Source organism: Caulobacter sp. UNC279MFTsu5.1, assembly GCF_900114015.1.
Lineage (GTDB): Bacteria > Pseudomonadota > Alphaproteobacteria > Caulobacterales > Caulobacteraceae > Caulobacter.
This window is the reverse complement of the sequence record NZ_FORN01000052.1, coordinates 1-25,778: the sequence shown is the minus strand read 5'-3', so window position 1 is coordinate 25,778 and position 25,778 is coordinate 1. Positions and strand designations below refer to the sequence as shown.

General features: G+C 70.4%; 28 protein-coding genes and 1 pseudogene. 11 read left to right on the top strand and 18 right to left on the bottom strand.

Going from position 1 to position 25,778, the window contains the following annotated elements:
• Window positions 1-48 precede the first annotated feature (48 nt).
• On the top strand, window positions 49-618 hold the full coding sequence (locus BM066_RS22235) for a TetR/AcrR family transcriptional regulator (RefSeq protein ID WP_018061130.1): 570 nt from the start codon (window positions 49-51) through the stop codon (window positions 616-618).
• A 97-nt stretch (window positions 619-715) separates the two neighbouring features.
• Here BM066_RS22235 and BM066_RS22230 read toward each other — a convergent pair whose 3' ends face one another.
• The gene (locus tag BM066_RS22230; RefSeq protein WP_089930344.1) at window positions 716-1,777 is read right to left on the bottom strand and encodes a hypothetical protein; all 1,062 of its coding nucleotides are present in this window, start codon (window positions 1,775-1,777) and stop codon (window positions 716-718) included.
• A gap of 15 nt (window positions 1,778-1,792) precedes the next feature.
• On the bottom strand, window positions 1,793-2,671 hold the full coding sequence (locus BM066_RS22225; RefSeq protein ID WP_089930343.1) for an HpcH/HpaI aldolase/citrate lyase family protein: 879 nt from the start codon (window positions 2,669-2,671) through the stop codon (window positions 1,793-1,795).
• Window positions 2,672-2,812: 141 nt separating this feature from the next.
• On the opposite strand from BM066_RS22225, the gene BM066_RS22220 reads away from it, so the two are divergent.
• On the top strand, window positions 2,813-3,193 hold the full coding sequence (locus tag BM066_RS22220; protein ID WP_089930342.1) for a DUF2237 family protein: 381 nt from the start codon (window positions 2,813-2,815) through the stop codon (window positions 3,191-3,193).
• Between the two features lie 106 nt (window positions 3,194-3,299).
• Here BM066_RS22220 and BM066_RS22210 read toward each other — a convergent pair whose 3' ends face one another.
• The 4 genes from BM066_RS22210 to BM066_RS22195 all read right to left on the bottom strand — a co-directional run bounded on the left by BM066_RS22210 (window position 3,300) and on the right by BM066_RS22195 (window position 6,995).
• On the bottom strand, window positions 3,300-4,724 hold the full coding sequence (locus BM066_RS22210; protein ID WP_089930340.1) for an FAD-containing oxidoreductase: 1,425 nt from the start codon (window positions 4,722-4,724) through the stop codon (window positions 3,300-3,302).
• Window positions 4,725-4,726: 2 nt separating this feature from the next.
• On the bottom strand, window positions 4,727-5,248 hold the full coding sequence (locus BM066_RS22205) for a DUF4126 family protein (RefSeq protein WP_255367687.1): 522 nt from the start codon (window positions 5,246-5,248) through the stop codon (window positions 4,727-4,729).
• 101 nt (window positions 5,249-5,349) lie between these two features.
• Window positions 5,350-5,886, bottom strand: coding sequence for an RNA 2',3'-cyclic phosphodiesterase (gene thpR / locus BM066_RS22200; RefSeq protein ID WP_089930339.1), 537 nt, complete (start codon window positions 5,884-5,886; stop codon window positions 5,350-5,352).
• Between the two features lie 41 nt (window positions 5,887-5,927).
• Window positions 5,928-6,995, bottom strand: coding sequence for an aldo/keto reductase (locus tag BM066_RS22195; protein WP_089930338.1), 1,068 nt, complete (start codon window positions 6,993-6,995; stop codon window positions 5,928-5,930).
• Window positions 6,996-7,141: 146 nt separating this feature from the next.
• Between BM066_RS22195 and BM066_RS22190 the strand changes: the two genes are divergently transcribed.
• On the top strand, window positions 7,142-7,894 hold the full coding sequence (locus BM066_RS22190) for a Bax inhibitor-1/YccA family protein (protein WP_089930337.1): 753 nt from the start codon (window positions 7,142-7,144) through the stop codon (window positions 7,892-7,894).
• An 82-nt stretch (window positions 7,895-7,976) separates the two neighbouring features.
• On the opposite strand, the gene BM066_RS22185 is transcribed toward BM066_RS22190, so the two are convergent.
• The 3 genes from BM066_RS22185 to acnA all read right to left on the bottom strand — a co-directional run bounded on the left by BM066_RS22185 (window position 7,977) and on the right by acnA (window position 12,504).
• Window positions 7,977-8,315, bottom strand: coding sequence for a DUF2794 domain-containing protein (locus tag BM066_RS22185; RefSeq protein ID WP_089930336.1), 339 nt, complete (start codon window positions 8,313-8,315; stop codon window positions 7,977-7,979).
• Window positions 8,316-8,909: 594 nt separating this feature from the next.
• Window positions 8,910-9,626 carry a DUF1223 domain-containing protein gene (locus tag BM066_RS22180; RefSeq protein ID WP_089930335.1) on the bottom strand — a complete coding sequence of 239 codons (717 nt, stop codon included), beginning with the start codon at window positions 9,624-9,626 and terminating at the stop codon, window positions 8,910-8,912.
• Between the two features lie 190 nt (window positions 9,627-9,816).
• Window positions 9,817-12,504 carry an aconitate hydratase AcnA gene (gene acnA, locus BM066_RS22175; RefSeq protein WP_089930334.1) on the bottom strand — a complete coding sequence of 896 codons (2,688 nt, stop codon included), beginning with the start codon at window positions 12,502-12,504 and terminating at the stop codon, window positions 9,817-9,819.
• A 193-nt stretch (window positions 12,505-12,697) separates the two neighbouring features.
• Between acnA and ccmA the strand changes: the two genes are divergently transcribed.
• The 3 genes and pseudogenes from ccmA to BM066_RS27395 form a co-directional block, all read left to right on the top strand.
• Window positions 12,698-13,324: a heme ABC exporter ATP-binding protein CcmA gene (gene ccmA / locus BM066_RS22170; protein WP_089930333.1), complete on the top strand. Its 627-nt coding sequence runs from the start codon at window positions 12,698-12,700 to the stop codon at window positions 13,322-13,324.
• Complete coding sequence (ccmB, locus tag BM066_RS22165; RefSeq protein WP_089930332.1) at window positions 13,321-13,986, top strand: heme exporter protein CcmB; 666 nt, start codon at window positions 13,321-13,323, stop codon at window positions 13,984-13,986. The genes ccmA and ccmB overlap by 4 nt, the downstream gene beginning before the upstream one ends.
• Before the next feature lie 3 nt (window positions 13,987-13,989).
• Window positions 13,990-14,128, top strand: a pseudogene (locus tag BM066_RS27395) (hypothetical protein); the annotation flags it as partial.
• A gap of 19 nt (window positions 14,129-14,147) precedes the next feature.
• Here BM066_RS27395 and BM066_RS22155 read toward each other — a convergent pair.
• Complete coding sequence (locus tag BM066_RS22155) at window positions 14,148-15,044, bottom strand: DMT family transporter (protein ID WP_089930331.1); 897 nt, start codon at window positions 15,042-15,044, stop codon at window positions 14,148-14,150.
• 136 nt (window positions 15,045-15,180) lie between these two features.
• Window positions 15,181-15,531, bottom strand: a complete 351-nt coding sequence (locus BM066_RS22150; RefSeq protein ID WP_089930330.1) for a DUF3147 family protein — start codon at window positions 15,529-15,531, stop codon at window positions 15,181-15,183.
• 157 nt (window positions 15,532-15,688) lie between these two features.
• On the opposite strand from BM066_RS22150, the gene BM066_RS22145 reads away from it, so the two are divergent.
• From BM066_RS22145 to BM066_RS22130, 4 genes are read left to right on the top strand one after another with little or no spacing between them, the layout of a single operon-like run.
• On the top strand, window positions 15,689-16,243 hold the full coding sequence (locus tag BM066_RS22145; protein WP_089930329.1) for a Spy/CpxP family protein refolding chaperone: 555 nt from the start codon (window positions 15,689-15,691) through the stop codon (window positions 16,241-16,243).
• Window positions 16,244-16,291: 48 nt separating this feature from the next.
• Window positions 16,292-17,038 (top strand): heme ABC transporter permease CcmC, encoded by a 747-nt coding sequence (ccmC, locus tag BM066_RS22140; protein WP_089930328.1) that lies wholly within the window; start codon window positions 16,292-16,294, stop codon window positions 17,036-17,038.
• Window positions 17,039-17,042: 4 nt separating this feature from the next.
• Window positions 17,043-17,222: a heme exporter protein CcmD gene (gene ccmD / locus BM066_RS22135; protein ID WP_089930327.1), complete on the top strand. Its 180-nt coding sequence runs from the start codon at window positions 17,043-17,045 to the stop codon at window positions 17,220-17,222.
• Complete coding sequence (locus BM066_RS22130; RefSeq protein WP_018060972.1) at window positions 17,219-17,734, top strand: DsbE family thiol:disulfide interchange protein; 516 nt, start codon at window positions 17,219-17,221, stop codon at window positions 17,732-17,734. Before ccmD ends, BM066_RS22130 begins: the two co-directional genes overlap by 4 nt.
• A 62-nt stretch (window positions 17,735-17,796) precedes the next feature.
• On the opposite strand, the gene BM066_RS22125 is transcribed toward BM066_RS22130, so the two are convergent.
• Window positions 17,797-18,132: a glycine zipper 2TM domain-containing protein gene (locus BM066_RS22125; RefSeq protein WP_089930326.1), complete on the bottom strand. Its 336-nt coding sequence runs from the start codon at window positions 18,130-18,132 to the stop codon at window positions 17,797-17,799.
• A 229-nt stretch (window positions 18,133-18,361) separates the two neighbouring features.
• On the opposite strand from BM066_RS22125, the gene BM066_RS22120 reads away from it, so the two are divergent.
• Window positions 18,362-18,637 carry a hypothetical protein gene (locus BM066_RS22120; RefSeq protein WP_089930325.1) on the top strand — a complete coding sequence of 92 codons (276 nt, stop codon included), beginning with the start codon at window positions 18,362-18,364 and terminating at the stop codon, window positions 18,635-18,637.
• A gap of 3 nt (window positions 18,638-18,640) precedes the next feature.
• Here the strand turns inward: BM066_RS22120 and BM066_RS22115 are convergent, their stop codons facing one another.
• The 6 genes from BM066_RS22115 to BM066_RS22090 all read right to left on the bottom strand — a co-directional run bounded on the left by BM066_RS22115 (window position 18,641) and on the right by BM066_RS22090 (window position 25,410).
• On the bottom strand, window positions 18,641-19,954 hold the full coding sequence (locus BM066_RS22115) for a bifunctional folylpolyglutamate synthase/dihydrofolate synthase (RefSeq protein WP_089930324.1): 1,314 nt from the start codon (window positions 19,952-19,954) through the stop codon (window positions 18,641-18,643).
• Window positions 19,955-20,073: 119 nt separating this feature from the next.
• On the bottom strand, window positions 20,074-21,000 hold the full coding sequence (locus BM066_RS22110) for an acetyl-CoA carboxylase carboxyltransferase subunit beta (protein ID WP_089930323.1): 927 nt from the start codon (window positions 20,998-21,000) through the stop codon (window positions 20,074-20,076).
• An 11-nt stretch (window positions 21,001-21,011) separates the two neighbouring features.
• Window positions 21,012-21,839: a tryptophan synthase subunit alpha gene (gene trpA, locus BM066_RS22105; protein WP_089930322.1), complete on the bottom strand. Its 828-nt coding sequence runs from the start codon at window positions 21,837-21,839 to the stop codon at window positions 21,012-21,014.
• Window positions 21,840-21,852: 13 nt separating this feature from the next.
• Entirely contained in the window at window positions 21,853-23,061 is a 1,209-nt protein-coding gene (trpB, locus tag BM066_RS22100; protein WP_089930321.1) for a tryptophan synthase subunit beta, read from the bottom strand.
• 40 nt (window positions 23,062-23,101) lie between these two features.
• Window positions 23,102-23,770 (bottom strand): phosphoribosylanthranilate isomerase, encoded by a 669-nt coding sequence (locus BM066_RS22095; RefSeq protein ID WP_089930320.1) that lies wholly within the window; start codon window positions 23,768-23,770, stop codon window positions 23,102-23,104.
• Between the two features lie 137 nt (window positions 23,771-23,907).
• A complete protein-coding gene (locus BM066_RS22090) occupies window positions 23,908-25,410 on the bottom strand; it encodes a sensor histidine kinase (protein WP_089930319.1) in 1,503 nt (500 codons plus the stop codon).
• Between the last annotated feature and the right edge of the window lie 368 nt (window positions 25,411-25,778).

Here is a 25,778-nt window from a genome sequence, read left to right as displayed (position 1 = left end):
GTGGACAGATCGGTCCATTATGTTTAGGGTCGATGCATGGCAAGACCGATGGAATTCGATCGCGACGAGGCGATCGGCAAGGCGATCGCCGTGTTCGCCGATCACGGCTACGAGGGATCCTCCACCGCCGAGCTGCTGGCGCGCATGGGCATCGGCCGCCAGAGCCTGTACGGCGCGTTCGGCGACAAGAAGCGGCTCTTCCTGCAGGCCCTGGAGCGCTATAACGCCGGCAGCCTGGCCCAGACGGAAGCCGCCCTGGCTGTCGAAGACTCGCCCCGCGCGGCGATCGAGGCGGCGCTGCTGGCCTTCGCTGTGGGACCGGACGTCACGCCGGAAGCCGGTTGCCTGGGGGTCGGCTCGATCGCCGAGTTCGGCCGGTCGGATCCCGACGTCAACGCCATCAACGACGCCGCCGGCCGGCGCTTCAAGGCCGCGTTCGCCGCCCGGCTGGCCGACGGCGTGGCCGCGGGCCAGTTCGCGCCCGACCTGGATCCCGAGGCGGGCGCCGAGTTCCTGCTGACCGTGCGCGCCGGACTGAAGGTCGCCGCCCGCGACGGGGCGGGCCTGGACCGGTTGAGGTCCGCCGCCCGGCTGGCCCTGCGCGGCCTGGACGTCTAGGGCGTTCGACCTGATTGCACCCAGCCGGACACTCTAGATCTTTGTCTTAACGCAATTTCTTCACGCGACCCCGGCGTCCGCTTCGTTTGAAAACGCCCTAGCGCCGCCTCTTTTTCTTGGCCGAATTCTTGGCCGTGGCCTTGCCCTTGGCGCCCTTCCTCGACGCCGCCGCCTTGCCCTTGCCGCCCTTCTTGCCCTTGGTCGCCGTCGCCTTGCCCTTGCCGGCCTTGCGGGCGGCGGCCGCGCACTTGGCCTTGGCGGCCTTCAGGGCCTTGCCCTTCTTGCCCCGGGTCGAGCAGGCCGGGCCCTTGGCGGGGGCCTCGGCGACGACGCGCGGCGCGGCCGGGCGGGCGCCCCAGATGACCGGGCCGCGGCCGGTCGGCACATAGCCCGCCGGCAGGGTGGCCTGGGCGACGCGATGGGCGGTGATCGGGGTCTCGGTCCCGTTCTCGCTCAGCTTGCCGGTCCACGACCCGTCGCCGCGCGACGTCAGCTCCAGCGCCGCCTGCTGGCCGGGGCGCGGCGAGAACCGGGCCAGAAAGCCGCTGGACGAGCGGTCGATGACGTCGATCAGGCCGGTGGAGCCTACCTGGCCGGTGCGGCGCATGTCGCGCCAGGCGCCCTCCAGGGCGTCGCCGCCGCCGACCTTGTCGACGACCTGCAGCGTGTACAGCGCCGTCCCGCCCGGGCCGTCGATCGCCCAGCCGCCGTCCAGCGGGCCCTGCAGGCCCTGGGCGGCCACGATCGAGCTCTTGACCCGCAGGTCGTAGGCCTCGGCCATCGGCACGTAGCCGCCCTGCGGGATCGCGTGGCCGGGCAGCTCGTCGGGGTCGGGGCCGGGGATCGGCAGAACGGTCGGCCTGTGCGGCGGGGCCGGCGCCTGCGGCGCGGCGTCCTCCTCGTCGGTGGTCTGGGGGCCGCTCTGGGCGATCAGGTCGGCCAGGGGATCGACGGCCTGGTCGGCCGAGACCGCGGTGTCGGGCGCCGGCGGCGCGGCCACGACGGGCACGGCGGTCGGACCGGCGGGCGCGGCCTGGGCCGGCGGCGCCGGAACCAGCACGGGCGCGGGCGTGGAGGGGGGCGCGGTCGCGACCGGCGCCTCCTGGGCCAGCACGGGAGCGGCGGACAGGGCCAGCAGGGAGATCAGGAGCACGCGCATCGGCCGGTTTCGTTTCTAGGCGGCCGGGCGCGCGGCGATGGCGGCGGCCACCGCTACCAGCCGCTCGGCCTGGACCAAGTGCAGCCGCTCGGCCATCCGGCCCTCGACCCGCAGGGCGCCCTTGCCGGCGTTCTCGGGGGCGGCGAAGGCGGCGATCACCGCCCGGCTCCAGGCGATCTCGTCGGCGGTGGGCGAGAAGGCGCGGTTGCAGATCGCAAGATGCTTGGGATGGATCAGGGTCTTGCCGTCGAAGCCCAAGTCGACGCCCTGGCCGCAGACCGCCTCCAGGGCGTCCAGGTCGTCGATGTCGTTGTGCACCCCGTCCAGGATCGTCAGGCCGTGGGCCCGGGCGGCGGCGACCGACAGCGACAGGATCGGCAGGAAGGCCTCGCGGCCCGGCGTCTGGCGGGCCCGCATCTCCTTGGCCAGGTCGTTGACCCCCATCACCCAGCCGGCCAGACGGGTGGTCTTGCTGGCGGCGGCGATCTCCCACAGATGGAAGGCGGCCTTGGCGGTCTCGATCATGGTCCACAGCCGGGTATGGGCCGGGGCGGCGTGCAGGGCGGCCTGATAGGCGTAGACGTCGGCCGCGTCGTTGACCTTAGGGACCAGCACCGCGTCCGGACCGGCCTCGGCGACGGCCTTCAGGTCGGCCTCGCCCCAGGGGGTGTCCAGGCCGTTGGCGCGGACGACGATTTCGCGCGGGCCGAAGCCCCCGGCCTTGACCGCCGCCACGGCGGCCTCGCGGGCGGCGTCCTTCATCTCCGGGGCGACGGCGTCCTCGAGGTCCAGGATGATCACGTCGGCGTCCAGCGTGCGCGCCTTCTCCACCGCCTTGGCGTTGGAGGCGGGCATGTAGAGGGCGCTGCGGCGCGGCCGGGCGAGGTCGGACATGAGGCTCCCGCGAGACGTCTTGCTCTTGTCCTTCCTCTTAAGCACCGGAACGCCGCCACCGGAAGCCGTCACGCGCCGCAAGGTCGAAACGGCCTCCAGATTCCCCGGCCACATTCCCCGGAATGGGGTTAAGCTCGGACCATGACCACGCGCTACGACGACACCGCCAAGAACGTCCTGGGCCAGGAGCTGCAGCCCTGCTCGCTGAACCCGGTGACCGGCTTCTACCGCAACGGCTGCTGCGAGACCGGGCCGCACGATCTGGGCCTGCACACGGTCTGCGCGGTGATGACCGCCGAATTCCTGGCCTTCTCGGCGGCCACCGGCAACGACCTGTCGACCCCGCGCCCCGAATACGCCTTCCGCGGTCTGCTGCCCGGCGACCGCTGGTGCCTGTGCGCCGGCCGCTGGAAGGAGGCTCTGGACGCCGGCGTCGCCCCGCAGGTGGTGCTCGAGGCGACCCACGAGGAGATGCTGGCGGTGGTGCCGCTGGGCGTGCTGAAGGACCACGCGGTGGCGTGACCCCCTCAGTCGCTTCGCGACAGCTCCCCCAGAGGGGGAGCATCTGGCGCGGCGTAGATCCTCCCCCTCTGGGGGAGGTGGCCCAGAGGGCCGGAGGGGGTCTTTCTCAGACGAGCGGCTTCAGCTCCCCCAGCATCGTCGGGATCAGTTCCGACACCGTCGGATGGATGTGCACCGCCCGCTGGATCACCGTGTAGGGCGCCTTGGCGTACATCAGGTCGAGCAGGCCGTGGACCGCCTCGTCGCCGTTCAGGCCCAGGATCGCGGCCCCGAGAATCTGCTTGGTCTCGGCGTCGACCACCACCTTCATGAAGCCCTGGGTCTCGCCCTTCTCGACCGCGCGGCCGACGCGGGTCATCGGGCGCTGACCGACCAGCAGCGGCCGGCCGGCGGCGCGGGCCTCGGCCTCGGTCAGGCCGACGCGGCCCAGCGGCGGGTCGATGAACAGGCCGTAGCAGGGGATGCGGTCGCTGACCTTCCGGGGATCATTATCCAGCAGGTTGGCGGCGACGATCTCGAAGTCGTTGTAGGCGGTGTGGGTGAAGGCCCCCTTGCCGTTGCAGTCGCCCAGCGCCCAGACGCCGGGATTGCTGGTGCGCAGCTGGTCGTCGACGACCACGTAGCCGCGCTTGTCGAGCTCGATCCCGGCCTTGTCCAGGCCCAGGTCGTCGGTGTTGGGCCTGCGGCCGATGGCCAGCAGCACGTGCGAGCCGATCACCTGCGGCGCGCCGTCCTGGCAGGTGACGTGGACGCAGACGCCCTCATCGGCCCCTTCTGTCTTAACAGGCGCGAAGCTGATGCACTCGGCGTTCAGCCGGATGTTCACCCCCTCGGCCTCCAGGATCTCGCGCACGGCGTCGGAGATCTCGGGATCCTCACGGCCGATCAGGCGCGGACCCATCTCGACCACCGTCACCTCGGCGCCGAAGCGCCGGTACATCTGGGCGAACTCCAGGCCGATATAGCTGCCGCCGACGATCACCAGGTGCTCGGGCAGGGTCTCGACCGCCATCATGCCGACATTGGTCAGGTACGAGATCTGGTCCAGCCCCGGCATGGCCGGCGCGTTGGCGCGGCCGCCGACATTGAGGAAGATCTTCGGGGCGGTCAGCAAGTCGTCGCCGACCCGTACGGTGTCGGCGTCCTCGAAGCGGGCATGGCCGCGGAACAGCGTGCAGCCCGTCATGCCGCCCAGCCACTTTTCCAGATTGCCCCGGGCGTCGAGGGTGACTTTGCGCGCGCGGTCGTGGACCCGCTTCATGTCGACGCCGACTTCACCGCCCCCTGGGCCCTGCAGCACGACGCCGTAGTCGGCCGACCGCCGCGCCAAGTGGGCGGCGTAGGCGCTGGCCACCAGCGTCTTGGTCGGCATGCAGCCGGTGTTGACGCAGGTCCCGCCGAAGTCCTTGCGCTCGACCAGGGCGACCGTCCAGCCGGCGGCGGTCAGGCGTCCGGCCAGGGACGGCCCCGCCTGGCCGGCCCCGATGATGATGGCGTCGAAGCTCCGTCTTTCGGAATTGGGACCCGCCATGGTCAGAGCGCCGAGACGATCAGGGCCGCGCCGCCAACCGCGACCACGTCCTCCAGCAGGCCGGCCGGCAGGTCCTTGCCGAACGCCCTGGCCAGGCGGCCGCGGACGTCCGCGCCGGCCAGCGTGCCGATCACCGCGCCGATCGCCCCGGCGACGGCGCCGCCGACCCAGGCGTTCAGGGTCATGCCGATCGCCGCGCCGCAGAAGGCGCCGCTGACGATCCGGGTCCCGAACTGCACCGGGACCTTGCGGCTGGGGGTCTTGGGCAGCTGGTCGGCGACCAGCTCCAGCACGGCCAGGGCCGTGAAGGTCCAGGTGGCGATATTGCCGCCCAGCCAGGCCAGCGGCGTGCCCTGCAGCGAAATCAGGCCCAGATGCGCGCCCCAGGCGACGGCGGCCGGGGCGGTCATGGCGCGCAAGCCGGCCACGACCCCGATCAGCAGGGCGAACAGATAGAGCGACATGCGGATCTCCGACCGGTCGAGCGCCGCCATGATCTGGCGCGAGGCGCGATCAAACCGCAAGAGCGAACGCCGTTCTTGGACGTTTCGGCTTTGGGGCTCCGCCAGCAACAACGCGCCCGTCGCGGGGCGCCCGCGACGCGGATCTCGAAGGACGCGCCGCCTCAGCCCAGCGGATATTCCGCCTCCAGCCGATAAACCGACCCGTGCTTGGTCCGCCAGCTGGAATAGAGGCCGAAGCGGTCAACCCGGAACGGCGGCGAGCGCAGCAGGTTGTGGCCCTGGATCCAGGCGGCGACCTCGGCGACCGGCGACCGTTTCAGATAGGCCAGGGTGACGTGGGGCCGATAGGCGCGGGTCTCGGGCGCGAGCCCGGCCCGGCGGGCGGCGGCCTCGTTGGCGTGTTGCAGGCGGGTCAGTCCGGGGCTGTCCTCGACCCCGGCCCAGACCGCGTGGATGTCCTCGCCCTCGCCGAAATGGCCGGCCCCGGCCAGGCGCAGGTCGAAGGCCGGGACCTGGATCTTCGCCAGTTCCTCGGCCAGGTCGGCGGCATCGGGCTCGGGCGTGTCGCCGACGAAGCGCAGGGTGATGTGGAACGCCTCGACCGGCCGCCATTTCGCGCCGTCGATGCCGTACTGCCGGGGAACCAGGTCCTCGGCCAGGTCGCGAGGGATGGCGATGGCGGTGAACAGACGGATCATGAGGTCTCTTACTCCTCCCCCGCGCGGCGGGGGAGGAGAGATCAAGGACACGGGTTCGGCTGCAGCGCGTGCAGCGCGTTGACCGCCTTTTCCATCTCCTCGGTCCAGGCCAGGTCGAAGGCGGCGATGTTGGTCTTCAGCTGGTCCATCGTGGTGGCGCCGATGATGGTGGCGGTGACGAATTCGCGGGTGTCGCAGAACTTCAGGGCCAACTGGGCCGGGTCGACGCCGAAATGGGCGGCCAGCTCGACATAGCCGCGGATCGCCGGCTCGGCGCCGGGGCCCTCGTAGCGCTGCATGCGGTTGTAGAGCGCCTTGCGCGAACCTTCAGGAAGCTTGCCGTCCAGGTACTTGCCGGTCAGCTGGCCCTGGGCCAGGGGCGAATAGGCCAAAAGGCCCACCTGCTCGCGCAGGGCGATCTCGGCCAGGCCGTATTCGAAGGTGCGGTTGGCCAGGTGATAGGCGTTCTGGATCGAGGCGATGCGCGGCAGGCCCCCTCCCCCGTTTCTTGGGGTCTCGGCCTCGGCCAGGAAGCGCATCACGCCCCACGGAAACTCGTTGGAGACGCCGATCGCGCGGACCGTCCCCTTCTTCACATGGGCGTCCAGCGCCTCGAGGATGTCGCCGAACGCCTCGAAGTCCTGTTCGTAGTCCTTGAAGGTCTGGCCGCCGAACACCCGCACCGGGCGGTCGGGCCAGTGCAGCTGGTAGAGGTCCAGATAGTCGGTCTCCAGGCGCTTGAGCGACTGCTCGACCGCGTAGTCGATCTGGGCCTTGGTCTGGCGGGTGGGGCCGCCGTCGGGGCGCATCCACGACAGGCCGCCGAACGCCGCGCCGCGACCGGCCACCTTGGAGGCCAGGACGACCTGCTGGCGCTTGCCGGTCTTCTTCAGCCACGAACCGATGTGGCGCTCGGTGCTGCCTTGCGTCTCGGGATTGGGCGGGCTGGCGTACATCTCGGCGGTGTCCCAGAAGGTCACGCCCTGCTCCAGCGCATAGTCCATCTGTTCGTGGGCTTCCGCCTCGCTGTTCTGCGAGCCCCAGGTCATGGTGCCCAGGCAGCAGCGCGAGACCTGGATGCCGGTCCGGCCGAGTTCCACGTAGTCCATGTGATCCCCATCGAAGATGCGTGGAACCTGAATAGAGGCAGGGGCGCGCCGCAGAAAGCGCAACATCTTGCATGATCCTGGCGGGACCCCGATATTCGGGAGGCGTCCAACATGGGCGTGCTGCTTTTTCGAAGGGCCTTATCCCGATGAACGACTTCAACCGCGGCTACGCGCGCTCGATCCCGGTGGATCGCGCCGACATGTCGGTTGACGCCGGCCTGCGTAGTTTCATGCTCGGCGTCTACAACAAGGTGGCGTTGGGTCTTCTGCTTTCCGCCGTCCTGGCCTTCCTGACGACCGCCTACGCGCCGGTCGCCAACCTGCTCTACGTCCTGACCCCGGACGGCCGCCTGGCCGGCTTCACGGTGCTGGGCATGGTGCTGCGCTTCGCGCCGCTGGCGATGATCCTGGTGTCGATCTTCGCCATGCGCAACCCGACCGCCCGCTCGTCCGGTGCGCTCTACTGGGCCCTGGTGGCCTCGATCGGCGCGGGCCTGGGCCTGTGGCTGCTGGTCTACCAGATCCAGTCGGTGTTCACGACGTTCCTGATCACCGCCATCGCCTTTGGCGGCCTCAGCCTGTTCGGCTACACCACCAAGAAGGACCTGACCGGCTTCGGCAGCTTCCTGATCATGGGCCTGATCGGTCTGGTGCTGGCCTCGCTGGCCCAGATGTTCCTGCACCTGCCGGGCCTGTCGTTCATCATCAGCATCCTGGGCGTGTTCATCTTCGCGGGCCTGATCGCCTACGACACCCAGAACCTGAAGATGAGCTACTATCAGATGGGCGGCGACCAGCAGTCGATGGCCGTGGCCACCAACTACGGCGCGCTGAACCTCTATCTGAACTTCATCAACCTGTTCCAATTCCTGCTCAGCATCTTCGGCTCGCGCCGCTAGATCCGGGTCCAGGCCTGAACACGGAAGCCCCGGCGGGAAACCGCCGGGGCTTTTTGTTGGGCTGGCGTCCGGCGATGGGAAGCTAATCCACCACCTTGAACCGGCCCTTGTCGAACATCCGCAGCACCTGGGCCAGGTCATGGCCGCGCTTGAGGGTCAGGCCGCCCTGGCCGATCACCGCCCATTCGCCTTGCTTGCGGGCCAGGGCCGGGCGCTTCTCGATGCGGTAGAGCGGCGCCTCGGCCGCGTGGCGGAAGACCGAGAACACCGCGTGGTCGCTCTGGCCGGCCATGCCGTAGTCGCGCCATTCGCCGGCGGCGACCATCCGGCCATAGAGCCGCAGGAGCTGGTCGATCTCGCGACGCTCGAAGAAAACGACACCGTCTTTGCCGGTGATCGGGGGGCGGGAATCCAAGGCCATCGGACGAATCCTAAACCCAAATCAGGCCCCGACGCGAGCGCCGCCATGCGCGCCCCGCCCGGCGTTGCAGCCGCGCTACAGCCGCGCTCGATAATTCCGGCGGCGTCGGGACCGGACACGAAATGACCTTAATTTGGACCCCTCGCCGCCCGCTTGGCTCGTCATGTTCAGGGTGTCGGCTGATCGGACATCCTGCGGTTCAGGATCCTGAACAGCCCCCCCAGCCCCCTTGATCGTGGGCCGGTCGGCCGACAGACAGCTTTCTGACTACCCGCTCGAGACCCCGCGTGGCGCCCCTCTCCACGCGGGGTTTTCGCGTGCGCGGCCCATCTCGGCGGGCCGACACATCCCAGACACGAACCGCCGCGAAACGACCTTGTTCGCGCCCTTCGAGCGCCGGCTTGGCCGGGCATAAGATCATTGTCGGCTGATCGGACGTCCCGGCTCGGACCCTGATTGCCCCCCAGCCTCCGACCCGGGCTCCGGTCGGCCGACGGTCTATATCCCCTCCCCCTAAGAGGCCCGCGCGGTGTCCCCTCCCCGCGCGGGCTTTTCTTTGCGCGGGGCACAGGCCCTTCTCCTTGGGGTGGTTCGTTATTTCTCCGCCGCTTCCTGCAGCACGCCGATCACCCGGCCGCCTTTGGCGCCCTGGACGATGATCACCGACTTCAGCGCCTCGTCGGCGGCCGTCGGCAGGCGGTACAGCTTGGGCCGGCCGTTCCAGGGGCCCAGGCGGACCAGCTCCCGCACGACATTACGGTGGACCAGGGTCTGGCCGCGGTTGTCGCCGCGTTTGACGGCGATGTCCTGCTCGCGCGGGTCGTAGCGCACCAGCCAGACCTCGCCCCCGCCGCGCGGCGCGGGGCCCGAACCGACGGCGACGCGGCCGCCGTCGCCGACGAATTCCATGTCCGGCGGATTGGACGGGGCCTTGGCGGCGTCCTTGACCAGGGTCTCGACCGCCTCGGCCTTGGCGCCCGAGGCCTGCTGGCGGCCGGCCACCACCACCTGCGGGGTCGGCACGTCGCGCAGCGAAAACCGCGTGGCGTAGGCGCGCTGGCGGGCCGCGAAGGCCGGCTTGGCGAAGGTGTCGGTCCAGCCCAGATAGTCCCAGTAGTCGACCGAATAGGTCAGGGCCAGAACGCCCTTCTCGTCGGCCATGTCGGCGATGACCTGGTTGGCCTTGCCGCAGGAAGAGCAACCTTGGGCGGTGAACAGCTCGACGACCACCGGCGGTTTCGCGGCGAACGCGGGCGCGGCTGAAAAACCCGCGAGGGTGGTGACGACGAGAGAGAGCAGGGCCTGACGCATGTGCGGGCACTTAAGCCAAGATCGCGGACGATGACCGTTCACGAGGCCGTGAAGGCGGGCTTTCCGCCAAAAAACGTCAATCGCTAGCTGCGCCGCGCGCCCCGACGAGGAACGCGGCAAAGAAAAAGCCGGGCCCTTTCGGACCCGGCCTGATCTTGTCCGAAGCTCGAAAGCCTCGCCGGCGTGGGCCTTAGTCGGCCTTGGCCAGGTTGCGCAGCACGTAGTTCAGCACGCCGCCGTTCTTGAAGTATTCAAGCTCGGTCGGGGTGTCGATGCGGCAGCGGACCGGGAAGCGGGCGATGCGGCCGTCGGTCGGGCGGTAGAGCTCGACGATCAGCTGCTTGCGCGGCGCCAGGTCCTGCAGGCCGCGGATCGAGACGATCTCCTCGCCGGTCAATTCCAGCTTCTGCCAGCCTTCCTGGACGAACTGCAGGGGCAGCACGCCCATGCCGACCAGGTTGCTGCGGTGGATGCGCTCGAAGCTTTCGCAGATCACCGCGCGCACGCCCAGCAGCTTGGTGCCCTTGGCGGCCCAGTCGCGCGAGCTGCCGGTGCCGTATTCCTTGCCGCCGAACACCACGGCCGGACGGCCCTCGGCCTGGTACTTCATGGCCGCGTCGTAGATCGACATCACCTCGCCCGAGGGGAAGTGCTTGGTCACGCCGCCTTCGATGTCCGGGGTGATCCGGTTGCGGATGCGGATGTTGGCGAAGGTGCCGCGCATCATCACCTGGTGGTTGCCGCGACGGGCGCCGTAGCCGTTGAAGTCCACGGGCTCGACGCCGTGGTCGATCAGGTACTGGCCGGCCGGGCTGGTCTTCTTGATCGAACCGGCCGGGCTGATGTGATCGGTGGTGATCGAATCGCCGAACACGGCCAGGACGCGGGCTTCGACGATGTCGGTGACCGGCGAGGGGGTCATCGACATGTTCGGGAAGTAGGGCGGGTTCTGGACGTAGGTCGAGTCGCCTTCCCAGGCGTAGGTCTGGCCGCCGGTGATCTTGATCCCCTGCCAGTTCTTGTCGCCCTTGAAGACGTCGCCATAGCGGCTGGCGAACATCTTTTCGGTGACCGACTTGCGCTGCAGGGCGGCGATGTCCTCGTTCGAGGGCCAGATGTCCTTCAGGAAGACGTCATTGCCCTTCTTGTCCTGGCCGATCGGCTGGGTGGTCAGGTCGATCTTCATCGAGCCGGCCAGGGCGTAGGCCACCACCAGCGGCGGCGAGGCCAGGTAGTTGGCGCGGACGTCCGGGTTCACCCGGCCTTCGAAGTTGCGGTTTCCCGACAGCACCGAGCAGGCCACCAGGTCGGCCTCGTTGACGGCCTTGCTGATGTTCTCCGGCAGCGGGCCGGAATTGCCGATGCAGGTGGTGCAGCCGTAGCCCACCAGGTTGAAGCCCAGGGCGTCCAGGTGCTTGGTCAGGCCGGCCTTCAGCAGATAGTCGGTGACCACTTGCGAGCCGGGGGCCAGCGAGGTCTTCACCCACGGCTTGACCTTCAGGCCCTTGGCCACCGCGTTCTTGGCCAGCAGGCCGGCGGCGATCAGGACGCTGGGGTTGGAGGTGTTGGTGCAGCTGGTGATGGCCGCGATGACCACGTCGCCGTGGCCGACGTCGAAGTTCTCGCCGTCGACCGGCACGCGGGCGTCGGGGGCTTCGGCCTTGCCGAACTCGCCGGACAGCGACTCGGCGAACTTGGCGGCGGACTCGGTCAGCAGCACGCGGTCCTGCGGACGCTTGGGGCCGGCCAGCGACGGCAGCACCGACGACAGGTCCAGCTCCAGGGTGTCGGTGAAGGTCGGCTCGGCGACGCCGGGCTCCCACCACAGGCCCTGCTCCTTGGCGTAGGCTTCGACCAGGGCGACGCGGGCGGCGTCGCGGCCGGTGCCCTTCAGATAGGCCACGGTCGAGGCGCTGATCGGGAAGAAGCCGCAGGTGGCGCCGTATTCGGGGGCCATGTTGGCGATGGTCGCCTGGTCTTCCAGGGTCAGGTTGGCCAGGGCGTCGCCGTAGAACTCGACGAACTTGCCGACCACGCCCTTCTTGCGCAGCATCTGGGTGACGGTCAGCACCAGGTCGGTGGCGGTCGCGCCTTCCGGCAGAGCGCCGGTCAGCTTGAAGCCGATGACCTCGGGGATCAGCATCGGGATCGGCTGGCCCAGCATGGCGGCCTCGGCCTCGATGCCGCCCACGCCCCAGCCCAGGACCGACAGGCCGTTGACCATGGTGGTGTGGCTGTCGGTGCCGACCACGGTGTCGGGATAGGCCACCTCGGCGCCGTCGACCGCGGCGGTCCAGACGGTTTGAGCGAGGTACTCAAGGTTCACTTGGTGACAAATTCCGGTGCCGGGGGGCACGACGCGGAAGTTGTTGAACGCCGACGAGCCCCAGCGCAGGAAGCGGTAGCGCTCGAGGTTGCGCTCGTACTCGCGGGCGACGTTGTCTTCGAAGGCCTTGGGGTTGCCGAAATTGTCGACCATCACCGAGTGGTCGATGACCAGGTCGACGGGGTTCAGCGGGTTGATCTTGGCCGGGTCCGAGCCCAGGGCGACCATGGCGTCGCGCATTGCGGCCAGGTCGACGACGGCCGGAACGCCGGTGAAGTCCTGCATCAGCACGCGGGCCGGGCGGAAGCTGATTTCGTGCTCGACGCTGCCCTTGTTGTTCAGCCAGTTGGCCACGGCCTTGAGGTCGGCTTCGTTGACCGACACGCCGTCTTCGTAGCGCAGCAGGTTCTCCAGCAGCACCTTCATCGACACCGGCAGCTTGCCGGCGTCGGCCAGACCCGCTTCCTCAGCGGCGCGAAGGCTGTAATAGACGTAGGTCTTGCCGCCGACGACGAGTTCGCGGCGGGTTTTGAGGCTGTCTACAGACGCCATTTCGAAGGATCCCTTCTCTGTCCACGGCCGCCGGAAAACCTCTCCAGGGATCGCGCGATCGAGGCGGACCCACAGCGTCCATCCTCGCGCCGCGTACGCCCCATCCAATGCGGAGGGTGACGGCCGAGGGCTTCTTAGCCGTCGTCGTGGACAACGTCCATGCACAGGGCAGGGTCTTGAAGGCTTGCGGCCTATGTTGAGAACTATTCGCATCAAGGACTTAAGTCTTGTTCGCGGCGAACGACGGCTGTTCTCGGGCCTGAACCTGGAGGTTTCGGCCGGACAGGCCGTGGCCCTGACCGGGCGCAACGGCGCCGGCAAGACCAGCCTGCTGCGGGCCGTGGCGGGACTGCTGCGGCCGGTCCAAGGCGCGATTTCGTTTCATGGCGCGGCCAATGGCGAGAGCGACGCGCTGGAGGCCGAGACCGCCCGGGCCGAGGCCCTGCACCTGGTCGGCCATCACGATGGGCTGAAGTCGACGCGCTCGGCCTGGGAAGAGCTGCTGTTCCAGGCCCGCTGGACCGGCGGATCGGAGGCCTCGGCGCGGGCGGCCGCGACGAAGCTGGACCTCGACCGCCTGCTGGACTTGGAGGTCCGCCGCCTGTCGGCCGGCCAGCGTCGGCGCGTGGCCCTGGCTCGGCTGCTGGCCAGCCCCCGGTCGCTGTGGCTGCTGGACGAGCCGATGGCCCCGCTGGACGCCGGCCACCGCGAGGGGTTCGGGGCGCTGATGGCCCAGCACCTGGCCGGCGGCGGCATGGTGCTGGCCGCCGTGCACGATCCCTTGCCCGTCCCGTGCGACGTGGTGGAGGTGGGGGGATGACGGCTTTCCTCGTCCTGCTGCGCCGCGAGCTGGCCCTGGCCTGGGGCCGGGGCGGCGGGCCGCTGCTGGCCCTGGCCTTCTACGCCTGCGTCGTCACCCTGCTGCCCCTGGCGGCCGGCCGCGCGCCCGAGCGGCTGGCCAGCCTGGCCCCCGGCATCGCCTGGCTGGCCTTGGCCCTGGCGGCCCTGCTCTCCCTGGAGCGCCTGTTCGAGCGCGACTTCGAGGACGGGGCGCTGGACCTGCTGGCCCTGGGCCCCGCCTCGCTCGAGGCGGTGGCGGTGGCCAAGTGCCTGGCCCACTGGCTGGCGGCCGGCGCGCCCCTGGCCCTGGCCGCCCCGATCGCCGCCCTGGCCCTGGGCGCCTCGCCGGCCATCATCCCGCTGCTGATCCCCTGCGCCCTGGCCGGAGGCCTGGCCTTCTCGTTCCTCGGCGGACTGGGGGCCAGCCTGGCCCTGGGCAGCAAGCGCGGCGGCCTGCTGGTGGCGGTGATCGTCCTGCCGCTCTACGTGCCGCCGGTGATCTTCGGGGCCGGGGCTTTGGACGCCCTGGCCGGCGGCCTGCCGTGGACCGGCGGTCTGTTCCTGCTGCTGGCCTATTCGGCGGCGGCGGTGGCGCTCGGGCCGATCGCCATGGCGGCGGCGTGTCGGAACGCGTTGGATTAGAAATGCCCCCTCTCCCCTAGGGAGAGGACTGGGGTGAGGGGTTACGGAGCAAGACGGAGCGCCGGCACGCCGTTCGCCGGCGTAACCCCTCACCCTCCCATCGCTTCGCGACGGGTCCCTGCCCTCTCCCTATGGGAGAGGGAAAATCGGGGCGCGGCTTTCTAAATCGGCCCAGCGCTGGCCGTCACCGGCGGCGCATGCCGCTCGCCCAGCACCACCGCGAAGCTGCCGGCGATGATCATCAGGCCGCCGGCCGCCAGGGTCCAGGTCAGGCGGTCGCCGAACAGCAGCACCCCGACGCAGGCCCCCATCAGCGGCTCGATGTTGATGAACACCCCGGCGCTGGCGCTGCCCACCCGGGCCGAGCCGAACTGCCAGGCGGCGGTGGCCAGCAGGGTGCCCAGCACGCCCAGGCCCAGGATCCCGCCCCAGGCGACGGGTGACAGGTCCAGTCTGGGCGGGCCATGCATTGCGAAGGCGATCGGCAGGACCGTGGCGGCGGCGACGATCACCGTCACGGCCGGGATGGCCATCGGGGTCGGGGCCTTGGGCGCGCGGCGCAGCACGATCAGCCAGGCCAGGAAGATCAGCAGCGAGCCCAGGGAGAGGGCCACGCCCAGGGGTGAGCCGGCCCCGTCGGGCTTGCCGGCGATCAGGGCGGCGCCCAGGGTCGCGGCGGCCACCCCGCCCCACGACGCGCGGCTGACCTTTTCGCCCAGCAGCTTGGCCGAGATGGCGATCAGGGCCGGCATGGCCCCGACCAGCAGGGCCGCCAGGGTGACGCTGACATGGGCCAGACCCTCGAACTGCACCATGAAGGCGACGCCGTAGAGGGCGCCGGCCAGCAGGATCACCGGCGAGCGGAACAGAGCCCGCGCCTCGGGGCTGCGCAGGGCGAACGGCGCGGCGACCGCCGCGGCCACCGCGAAGCGCAGCAGCACCATGTGGGCGGCGTCGGTCTCGCGCAACACCAGCTTGCCCAGCGGGAAGCCAAGGCCCCAGCAGACGCCGGCGACGATCAGAGCGAGGAAGGCGACGCGTTTGGCGGTTCTGGGCATGGGCCGGGCTTCTATCCGTATTCGGAGACGCGGAGATAGGCGTTCCCCGAAGCGTTGGGGCGTGACGGGCGCCGAAACCGCTCACACGTTCGGCTGTCACGCCCTAACCCGGCGGCGTGTCGGGACGTGGCGGCAGTCACAGCTTCAGGCCGAGGCGCGGTCCGATCGCCGTCATCCCCAGATAGAGGCCGATGGTCACCGCGCAACCCGCGCCCAGCGCCATCCAGAAATTCACGCCCCGCCGCAGCAGGGCCGGCACGAGCAGGAACATCGGCAGGGACGGCAGCACGTACCAGAACGTCGCCTCGACATGGGTCGCCATCCGCTTGACATCGTGGGTGTCGCGCCACAGCCACAGCATGCCCAGGATCGAGATCAGCGGCAGCGAGGCGACCAGGGCGGCGAAGCCCGGCTGGCGCTTGGCGATCTCGGACACCAGGGCGATGATCACGCCCGAAATCGCGGCCTTGGCCACCAGGTACAGCATCGTCGCCTCCTCGCACCGCGGGAAATCCGTCGCGGCGTCAGAGCCTTATGCATAGCGGCGTTCGTCAGGCCTGCAACATTCGCCAGGAATTCTGACATTCCCGGGTTACACGGAGAATCGAGGCTCCACGCCAGGAACCATTCCACGGAGCCGTTTCATGCGCCTGCAACCGAGCCGCCTCGCCTTGACGGCCGCGGTCGTCATCACCCTCTCCACCGCGGCGGCCGCCGTCGCCCAGGACGCCCCGCCCCCTCCTGGCATGCCGCCGATGGCCGACGAGGGTCCGGACGGCCCCGGCGGTCCGCCGGCGATGATGCGCCATCACCGCCTCGATCCCGAAGCCCACGCCCAGCACCTGCGCGACGTGCTGCAGCTGCGCGCCGACCAGGAGGGCGCCCTGAAGGCCTATCTGGCCGCCGCCGGCCCCCAGGCGTGGGGCAAGGACCGCCCGAAGCGCGAAGCGGTCGATATGCCGCGCCAGCCGCTGACCACGCCCGAGCGTCTGGATCGCGAGGCCGAGCATCTGGACCGGGCCAGGGCCCGCCTCGACGCCACCCGCGCCTTCTACGCCGCCTTGTCGCCCAGCCAGAAGAAGGCCTTCGACGCGCTGGGCCCGATGGTCGGCGGCCACGGCCCGATGATGCGCCGCGTCGAATTCCACCGCATCAGGGGCGGTCCGGACGGCGTGCCGGCTCCGCCCAAGGCGGACTAGGCAGCCTCCAGGATTGCGGGCGTCCTTCAGGTCTTCTAAGGCTCGGTCATGGGCGCCCGTGATCCACACCATCCGCTGGACTTCCTGACCAACCCCGAGCGGTTCATGGCCTTTTCCCGCTGGGCCGCGCCGCTGTTCGGCGCGGTCGCCGCGGTGTTGGCCGCCGTCGGCCTGGTCCTGACCTTCGCCGCGCCGGAGGACTACCAGCAGGGCGACACCGTGCGGATGATGTTCATCCACGTGCCGGCCGCCTCGCTGTCGCTGTTCGTCTATCTGTGCCTGGGGATCGCCAGTTTTCTGGCCCTGGTGTTCCGCCACGCCCTGGCCGACGCCGCCGCCGTGGCCTGCGCGCCGCTGGGCGCGGCCTTCACCGCCCTGGCCCTGGCCACCGGCTCGCTGTGGGGCAAGCCGATGTGGGGAACCTGGTGGGTGTGGGACGCCCGCCTGACCTCGGTGCTGGTGCTGCTGCTGTTCTATCTGGGCTACCTGGCCCTGCGCTCGGCCCTGGAGGACGAGCAGAAGGCCGCCCGCGCCGCGGCCATCCTGGCCCTGGTCGGCCTGATCAACCTGCCGATCGTCAAGTTCTCGGTCGAGTGGTGGAACAGCCTGCACCAGGGCAGCTCCACCCTGTTCGCCAAGCCGGGCAACGGCCTGCCGCCCGTCTACGCCTGGCCGATGCTGGTGATGAGCCTGGCCTATCTGTCGGCCTTCGGCGCGCTGTGGCTGGTGCGGATCCGAGCCCTGGTCTGGCGGCGCAAGGCCCGGGCCCTGGCCCTGCAAGCGGCGGAGGGCTAGCTCGGTGCACTTCGATTTCGACGCCGGCAAGTACGCCGTCTATGTCTGGCCGGCCTTCGCCCTGACGGCGGGGGCCTTCGTCTGGATGATCGCCGACAGCCTGGCCTCGGCCCGCCGCTGGCGGCGCGAGGCCGAGCGGCTGCAGGCCCAGCGGGACGCCTCGCGCGGGGCGAAGCAGTCGTGAGGCGCTGGATCGGTTTCGCGCCGCTGATCGTGCTGATCGGCCTGGGCGTGCTGTTCGCCGGCTACGCCCTCAAGCACGACCCGCACGTCCAGCCCCACGCCCTGGTCGGCAAGCCGGTGCCGGCCGTGGTCCTGCCCGACCTCGACACCGGAGCGATGGTGGCGATCCGGAACGCGCCGTCCGGGCGGCCCCGGCTGATCAACTTCTTCGCCTCCTGGTGCGCCCCCTGCCGGGTCGAGGCCCCGCAGCTGATGGCCCTGAAGGCCCAGGGGGTCACCCTGGTCGGCGTCGCCTACAAGGACGAGCCGGTGCGCACCCAGGCGTTCCTCGCGGAACTGGGCGATCCGTTCGCCGTCAAGCTGGCGGACCGCAACGGCCGGGCCGGCATAGAGTTCGGCGTCACCGGCGTGCCCGAGACCTTCCTGGTCGGCGCCGACGGCGTGATCCTGGCCAAGCACAGCGGCCCCCTGACCGACGCCGACGTCCAGGACATGCTGGCCAAGCTGCGTTAAACGCGAAAGGGCCCGGACGGCTTTCGCGGTCCGGGCCCTTTCCTGTTCAGGGAGTCAGCGCCTTAGCAGCGGTGGCCCTTGCCGACCTGGCTGCCGACATAGGCCCCGGCGCCGGCGCCCAGCAGGGTGCCGGGGGTGCGGTTGCCGTGCGAGACCGAGTTGCCCAGCAGGCCGCCGGCCACGGCGCCGATGATCGCGCCGGTCGCCTTGCCGCTCCGGCGGTCGGCGCGGCAGCGGTCGTAGCGGCTGTCATAGCGATGATCGTAGCGCTCGTAGCGATGGTGGTCGCGGTAATAGCGGCCGTCATGGGCCGAGGCGAAGCTCGGGGCCGAAACCAGGCCCAGCGCGGCCGTGGCGGCGGCGATCAGCGAAATGGTGGTCTTGGTGGCGGTGCGCATCGGGTGTCCCTTTCCAGTTCAATTGCGTGTCCGACCGTCCAGCCCCGATCCGGTCGATCTTGAGGGCAGCCTACGCCCCGGCGTCTGAACGGCGTCGGCAACCCGACTTTCATCTGGCGTTCAGGTTCGCGCCCGGTTTTCGCCCGATTTCCCCAAGCCGAGCCGCGACCATTAACCGCGTGTTGACCATGCTCGCCGACCTTGCATTAACCATGATAGAGTCGCGTCCATGAGCACGATCCGTCCCACCGGCCTGCCGGCCGTTCCGCAGCGACCCGCGTCCGCGCAGGGTTCGGCCGGGGCTGGCGGCTCGCGCGCGGCGGCGTTCTTCCAGGCGGCCGTCAGCGACGCCGCCGCGGCCCGGCCGACCGCTCCGCCGATCGCCGTCCAGCTGCAGACCCAGGCCCAGCCGCAGCGCCCGCCGCCGGCCCGGCCGTTCGTCCAACCGACCGAACAGCCGCAGAAGATCCTGCGCCCGGGCTCGCTGCTGAACATCCTGGTCTAGCGCCTAGACCGGCCAGGTCTCCGGGCTCATCGCCAGCACCTCGCCCGCCAGGTACAGCGAACCGCAGATCAGCACGTGCGGCGTCGGTTCGAGGGCCAACGCCCTGTCCAGGGCCGCCTCGACGCTGTCGCAGGCATGGGCCCGCAGGCCCGCCAGCTCGGCCGCCGCCGCGGTCTGGGCGGCGCTGGCGGCGGCGTGGCCTTCGAAGGTCACGCTGAAGACCTTGGCCTTCAGCGGCGCGAACGGCGCGAAGAACCCCGTGGCGTCCTTGTTGGCCAACAGGCCCGAGATCAGGGCCACGGGCCGTCCGTCGCGCGCCGCCAGGTCGCCCACGGCCCTCGCCACCGCCTGGCCGGCATGGGGATTGTGACCGCCGTCCAACCAGAGGTCGGCCCCCGCCGCCCGGGCCCGCTCGGCCAGGGGGCCGGCGGTCAGCCGCTGGAACCGGGCGGGCCAGGTCGCGGCGGCGATCCCCCGGGCCATGGCGGCCTCGTCGATGCGCGGATCGTCCAGGGCCAGCAGCGCCGCCACCGCCAGGCCGGCGTTGGCGAACTGGTGCTCGCCCGGCAGGGCCGGGGCCGGCAGGTCCAGCAGACTGTCCTGGAGCTGGACCAGCAGGCGGCCGCGCTCGTTCCAGGCGTCGAAATCGCGGCCCATCAGGGTCAGGGGCGCCTCGAACAGGTCGGCCTCGCGCTCAACCACCCGCTCGGCCTCTTCCTGCTGGCGGGCCGAGACGACGGGGGTGTTGGGCTTGATGATCCCGGCCTTTTCCTGGGCGATGGCCGCCAGGGTGTCGCCCAGGAACTCGCGATGGTCGATGTCGATCGGGGCGATGACGCTGACCGCCGGCATGACGACGTTGGTGGCGTCCAGGATCCCGCCCAGCCCGACCTCGACCAGGCACAGGTCGGCCGGGACCTCGGAAAAAGCCTGGAAGGCCGCGGCGGTGGTGATCTCGAAGAAGGTGATCGGCAGGCCGGCGTTGGCGGCCTCGACCCGTTCCAGCACCTGGGCCAGGTGGTCGTCGGTGATCAGGGTCCCGGCCAGGCGGATGCGCTCGGAAAAGCGCACCAGGTGCGGCGAGGTGAAGGCGTGGACCTTCAGGCCCGCCGCCTCGGCCATGGCCCGCAGATAGGCGACGGTCGAGCCCTTGCCGTTGGTGCCGGCCACGTGGATCACCGGCGGCAGGCGCTTTTGCGGATCGTCCAGGGCCGCGCACAGCCGGACCATGCGGTCCAGCGACAGGTCGATCAGCTTGGGATGCAGGGCCTGCAGCCGCGCCAGCGCGGCGTCATGGGCGCGGAGGTGGTCGGTCATGATCTGGAGATCCTCCCCCTCTGGGGGAGGGGGACCACGAAGTGGTGGAGGGGGTTCGCCGCCGCGCGACCCCCTCAGTCGCTCCGCGACAGCTCCCCCAAAGGGGGAGCATCCGAGGTTCAGGCCGCCTTCAGCGCCCGGCCCATCATCAGCGTGCCCAGGATCGAGCCCAGCACGGCCGGCAGGTCCTTGCGCGGGGTGACGCGGTCGACCATGCCCTTCTCGACCAGGTATTCCGAACGCTGGAAGCCCGGCGGCAGGGTCTCGCGGATGGTCTGCTCGATCACCCGGGGGCCGGCGAAGCCGATCAGGGCGCCCGGCTCGGCCAGGTGCACGTCGCCCAGCATGGCGTAGGAGGCGGTGACGCCGCCGGTGGTCGGGTCGGTCAGCACCACCACATAGGGCAGGCCGGCGTCCTTCATTTCGTTGATCGCCAGGGTCGTGCGGGCCATCTGCATCAGGGACAGCGCCCCCTCCTGCATCCGCGCGCCGCCGGCGGCGGTGAAGGCCACCAGCGGGACCTGGCGGGCGATCGCGGCCTCGGCGGCGGCGATGAAGCCCTCGCCCGCGGCCATGCCCAGCGAACCGCCCATGAAGGCGAAGTCCTGGACCAGGACCACGGCGTCGACGCCGCCGACCTTGCCGAAGGCGATGGCCATGGCGTCCTGCTCGCCCGTGCTCTTGCGAGCGGCGGCCAGGCGGTCCTTGTAGGGCTTGCCGTCCGAGAACTTCAGCGGGTCCTCGACCACGGCCGGGGTCGGCAGGACCTCGTGCACGCCGCCGTCGAAGGTGTACTTGAACCGCGCCTCGGGGCCGATGCGCATGTGGCGGCCGGCCGGGGTGACCCACAGGGCCGCCTCCAGGTCGGAGCGGTAGATCATCTCGCCCGTGTCGGGGCACTTGACCCACAGGTTCTCGGGCGTCTCGCGCTTGGCGAACGCACCGCGCACGCCGGGCGCGATCCGCGACAGCCAGCCGCCGCGCCGCTCGGTCGCGACCTTGGTCTTGTCGCCCTTCTTGGGCCCCTGGGGTTCAGCCATCGCCATAGCCTTCAGCCTCACGCCATTTCGAGTCGCGCCGACCGCACAGCCTTAGCCAGCTCCGACGCCTTGAGAAGAACCTTCTCGGTCACGTTTTCGTTCACCTTGGCCGCGGACTCGATTTCGTCCACCAGGGCCGAGCCGACCACGGCGGCGTCGGCGATCCGGGCCACGGCGGCCGCCTGGTCGGGGGTGCGGATGCCGAAACCCACGGCCACGGGCAGGCCCGAGGCGGCGCGCAGCCGGGCCACGGCCGGGGCCACGTCGCCGGCGTCGGCCGACTTGACGCCGGTCACCCCGGCCACCGACACGTAATAGAGGAAGCCCGAGGTGCGGCGGACCACGGCCGGCAGGCGGACGTCGTCGGTGGTCGGGGCGGCCAGGCGGATCAGCGAGACGCCGTGGGCCTCCAGGGCGTCAGCCAGCGGATCGGCCTCCTCCGGCGGGCAGTCGACGACGATCAGGCCGTCCACGCCGGCTTCGGCGGCCTCGCGGGCGAAGGTCTCGAAGCCCTTGTTCACTAGCGGATTCAGGTAGCCCATCAGGATCAGCGGGGTGTCCTGGTCGCCCTGGCGGAAGGCGCGGACCAGGTCCAGCGTGCCGTTCAGGGTCATCTTCTGGGCCAGGGCGCGCTGGCTGGCGCGCTGGATGGTCGGACCCTCGGCCATCGGGTCCGAGAACGGGAAGCCCAGCTCGATGAGGTCGGCCCCGGCGGCCGGCAGGCCTTCGAGGATGGCCAGCGCCGTGGCGGCGTCGGGATCCCCGGCCATCACGTAGGAGACGAAGCCGGCCCGGTTCTCGGCCTTCAGCGCCGCGAACCGGCGATCGATACGGTCTTTGGTCAAAGTCGCTCTAGCCCTAGATCGTCCGCCCGAGGGCGTCGGCCACGGTGAAGATGTCCTTGTCGCCCCGGCCCGACAGGCACAGCACGATCACCCCGCCCTCGCCGATCTCCTTGGCCAGCTGCGGCAGCTTGGCGATGGCGTGGGCGCTTTCCAGGGCCGGGATGATGCCCTCGAGCTCGGCGCACAGCTGGAAGGCCGCCAGCGCCTCGTCGTCGGTGCAGGTCAGGTACTGGGCGCGGCCCACGTCGTGCAGGAAGGCGTGCTCGGGACCGATGCCCGGATAGTCCAGGCCGGCCGAGATCGAGTGGGCGTCCAGGATCTGGCCGTCGCCGTCCTGCAGCAGGTAGGTCTTGTTGCCGTGCAGCACGCCCGGGCGGCCGCCGGTCAGGGAGGCGGCGTGCTTGTCGGTCTCCAGGCCGTGGCCCGAGGCCTCCACGCCGTAGATCTTGACGCTCTCGTCGGCCAGGAACGGGTGGAACATGCCGATGGCGTTCGAGCCGCCGCCCACGCAGGCGACGACGGCGTCCGGCAACCGGCCTTCCAACTCCTGGATCTGCTCGCGGGTCTCGCTGCCGATCACCGCCTGGAAGTCGCGGACCATGGCCGGATAGGGATGCGGGCCGGCGGCGGTGCCGATCATGTAATAGGTGTCGGCCACGTTGGTGACCCAGTCGCGCATGGCCTCGTTCATGGCGTCCTTCAGGGTCGCGGCCCCCGAGGTCACCGGGCGGACTTCCGCCCCGAGGAGATTCATGCGGAAGACGTTGGGCTTCTGCCGGGCCACGTCGACGGCGCCCATATAGACCACGCAGGGCAGGCCGAAGCGGGCGGTGACGGTGGCGCTGGCCACGCCGTGCTGGCCGGCGCCGGTCTCGGCGATGATCCGGGTCTTGCCCATGCGCTGGGCCAGCAGGATCTGGCCCATGCAGTTGTTGATCTTGTGCGCGCCGGTGTGGTTCAGCTCCTCGCGCTTGAAATAGATCTTGGCGCCGCCGAGATGCTTGGAGAGGCGCTCGGCGAAATAGAGCGGCGACGGGCGGCCGACATAGTGGGTCAGGTAGCCCTTCAGCTCGGCCTGGAACTTGGGATCGTTCTTGGCCTCGGTGTAGGCGCGGTCCAGCTCCAGCACGAGCGGCATCAGGGTCTCGGCCACATAGAGGCCGCCGTAGTCGCCAAAGCGGCCCTTGGCGTCCGGATAGGCGGACCAGTCGTTAGTCCCCATTGGGGGGTTCACCGAAGCGTTCACGGGCTCTTTCCAGACGTCAGACGCGTTTGACGGCGTCGAGGAACGCCGTGATCAGAGCCGGGTCCTTTAGGCCGGGACCCCGCTCGACGCCAGAGGAAACGTCCACCAGCGGCGCGCCGGAGGCCCGGATCGCCTCGGCGACGTTCCACGGATCCAGCCCGCCGGCCAGGAAATGCGGGCGAGAAAATCGCCGGCCCTCCAGCAGGCTCCAGTCGAACCTTGCGCCCGTGCCGCCGGGCAGGGCCGATCCTTCCCCATTCACGTCTATTGGTCGGGCGTCGAACATCAGGTGCTGGGCGACGCCGTCGAAGGCCCGGGCCTGGTCGACGTCGGCGGCCGACGAGACGGAAAAGGCCTTGATCACCCCGGCCCCCGAGCGCTGGGCGATCTCGCGGACCCGGGCCGGGGTCTCCTTGCCGTGCGCCTGGATCAGGTCGGGCTTCAGGGTGGCCATCAGCCGGTCGATCAGGGCGTCGTCGGGATTGACGGTGACGGCCACGGTCTTCACCGGCGATTGGCGAAGCGGCGCGGCCAGCCGGGCGGCGGCCTCGGGGTCGAGGTTGCGCGGGCTCCGGGCGAAGAACACGAAGCCGACATAGGCCGCGCCGCCGGCGACGGCGGCGGCGACGCTCTCGGGCGTGGAGAGCCCGCAGATCTTGGCCCCAAAGCGCGAGGTGCTGGTCATCGTGGGGAGGTACGTGGGCGGGAAGCTCAGTGCAAGACCCCCTCCGGCCCTCTGGGCCACCTCCCCCAGAGGGGAAGGATCTACGCCGCATAGCTGCTCCCCCTCTGGGGGAGCTGTCGCGAAGCGACTGAGGGGGTTCATCCCGCCCTCAACGGCGATCCCCCCTCCACCGGGTCCGACAGCGTCGCGCGCATCGTGCAGACCAGGCCCTCGGGGCGGTAGTCCATGCTGGCCGCGCCCTTCAGCTCGCCGCGCAGGCTGCGCTCGATCAGGCGCGAGCCGAAGCCGCGGCGGGTGGGCGGGGCGGTCGGCGGGCCGCCGGTCTCGGTCCAGGTCAGGGCCAGGTCGCGGGACGCGGCGTCATAGGCCCAGCTCAGCACCACCCGGCCCTGGCCGTTGGACAGCGCCCCGTATTTCAGGGCGTTGGTCGCCAGCTCGTGGAAGATCAGGGCCATGGTCAGGGCCCCGCCCGGCGCCAGCCAGACCGGCGGGCCGTCGATGACCAGCCGCTCCGGCCCCTCGGGCGAGGTGAACGGCGCCAGGGCCCGCTCGGCCACGTCGCGCAGCCCCGCCCCGTGCCAGCTCTCGCGGGTCAGCACGTCGTGCACCTGCGACAGGCCCAGCAGCCGCGACTCGAACTTCTCGAAGGCGACGACCGGGTCGGCCTCGGTCTTCAGGGTCTGGCTGGCCATCGACTGGACGGTGGCCAGGGTGTTCTTCACCCGGTGGTTCAGCTCGTTGATCAGCAGCCGCAGCTGGTCCTGGTAGTGCTGCTGCTCGGCCTCGACCAGCTTGCGCTCGGTGATGTCGGAGATGATCACCACCAGATACGGCCGCCCGTCGCCGGGATCGACCCGCGAGGCGGTGACGTGCACCCAGACCGGGCCGTCGCGGCCCTCGACCCGGCGCTCGAGGGCGTAGGTGTCGATCTCGCCGGCCAGCAGGGCCAGGCCCTTTGTGACCACGGTGGCGACATTGTCCTCGCCGGGCGCGATGTCCATGAAGGTCGAGGCCAGCAGGGTCTCGCGGTCGCGGCGGGTGATGGCGCAGAACTTGTCGTTGACCTCCAGGAACCGGCCGCTGCCCGACACCCGGGCCACGCCCATCGCCGCCTGGTCGAACACCGCCCGGTAGCGGGCCTCGGCGGCCTGCAGCCGCTGGCGGGCCTCCATCGCCGCCGTGACCATCTCGGTGTAGAGCACCAGCCCGCCGATCCGGCCGTCGTCGGTGCGCCAGGGCGCCATCGACCAGCGCACCCAGTGCACCCGGCCCGCGCCGTCGACATAGCGGTCGCCCTCGTCCTCGCGCAGCTCGACCCCCTCGGCCAGCACCTGGGCGTGCTTGTCGCGCCAGAACTGCGGGATCTCGGGAAAGACGTCGTAGTGGCGGCGGCCCAGCAGCGGCATGTCGGGCGGCATGCCCTGGTCGGTCAGGTACTGGCGCGAGGCGGCCAGGTAACGCATCTGGTCGTCGAAGATGGCGATGCCCATCGGCGCGTGCTTCAGCGCGGTGGTGACGCTGGGCGAGACCGAGCGCGCCGCCGCGGCGAGCGGCGACTCCGCCAGGGGATCCCCCGGGGCGCTGTCGGTTTCGATCGGCGGTCGCGCGGGCGTCGCGCTGGTTTGCTCGGACTCGTTCATCTGGGCGCCATCATGCCCAGGCTTGAGCGGCTGTCGATGGGGGAAACCCGCATAGGCGGTTGATTTCGCGGCGGATCCGCTCTTGCCCGCGAGCCCCCTCCGGCCCTCCGGGCCACCTCCCCCAGAGGGGGAGGATCAGATGCTCCCCCTCTGGGGGAGCTGTCGCGAAGCGACCGAGGGGGCTTCGTGGCACGGCTTCTCGTCCTCACGCGGCAGGCCGCTGAGCGTATGGAAAGGGTCGCGGAGCGCCGGACGCCGTCCGGAGTGTTTGAGTAGTAACCGTTTCGACGAAGCCCGAACGCTCCGCGCGACCGTTATCCGCAAGGCCGGGGCGCGCGGGCCTTTTCCGCCCTTCACCCCACCCGGTG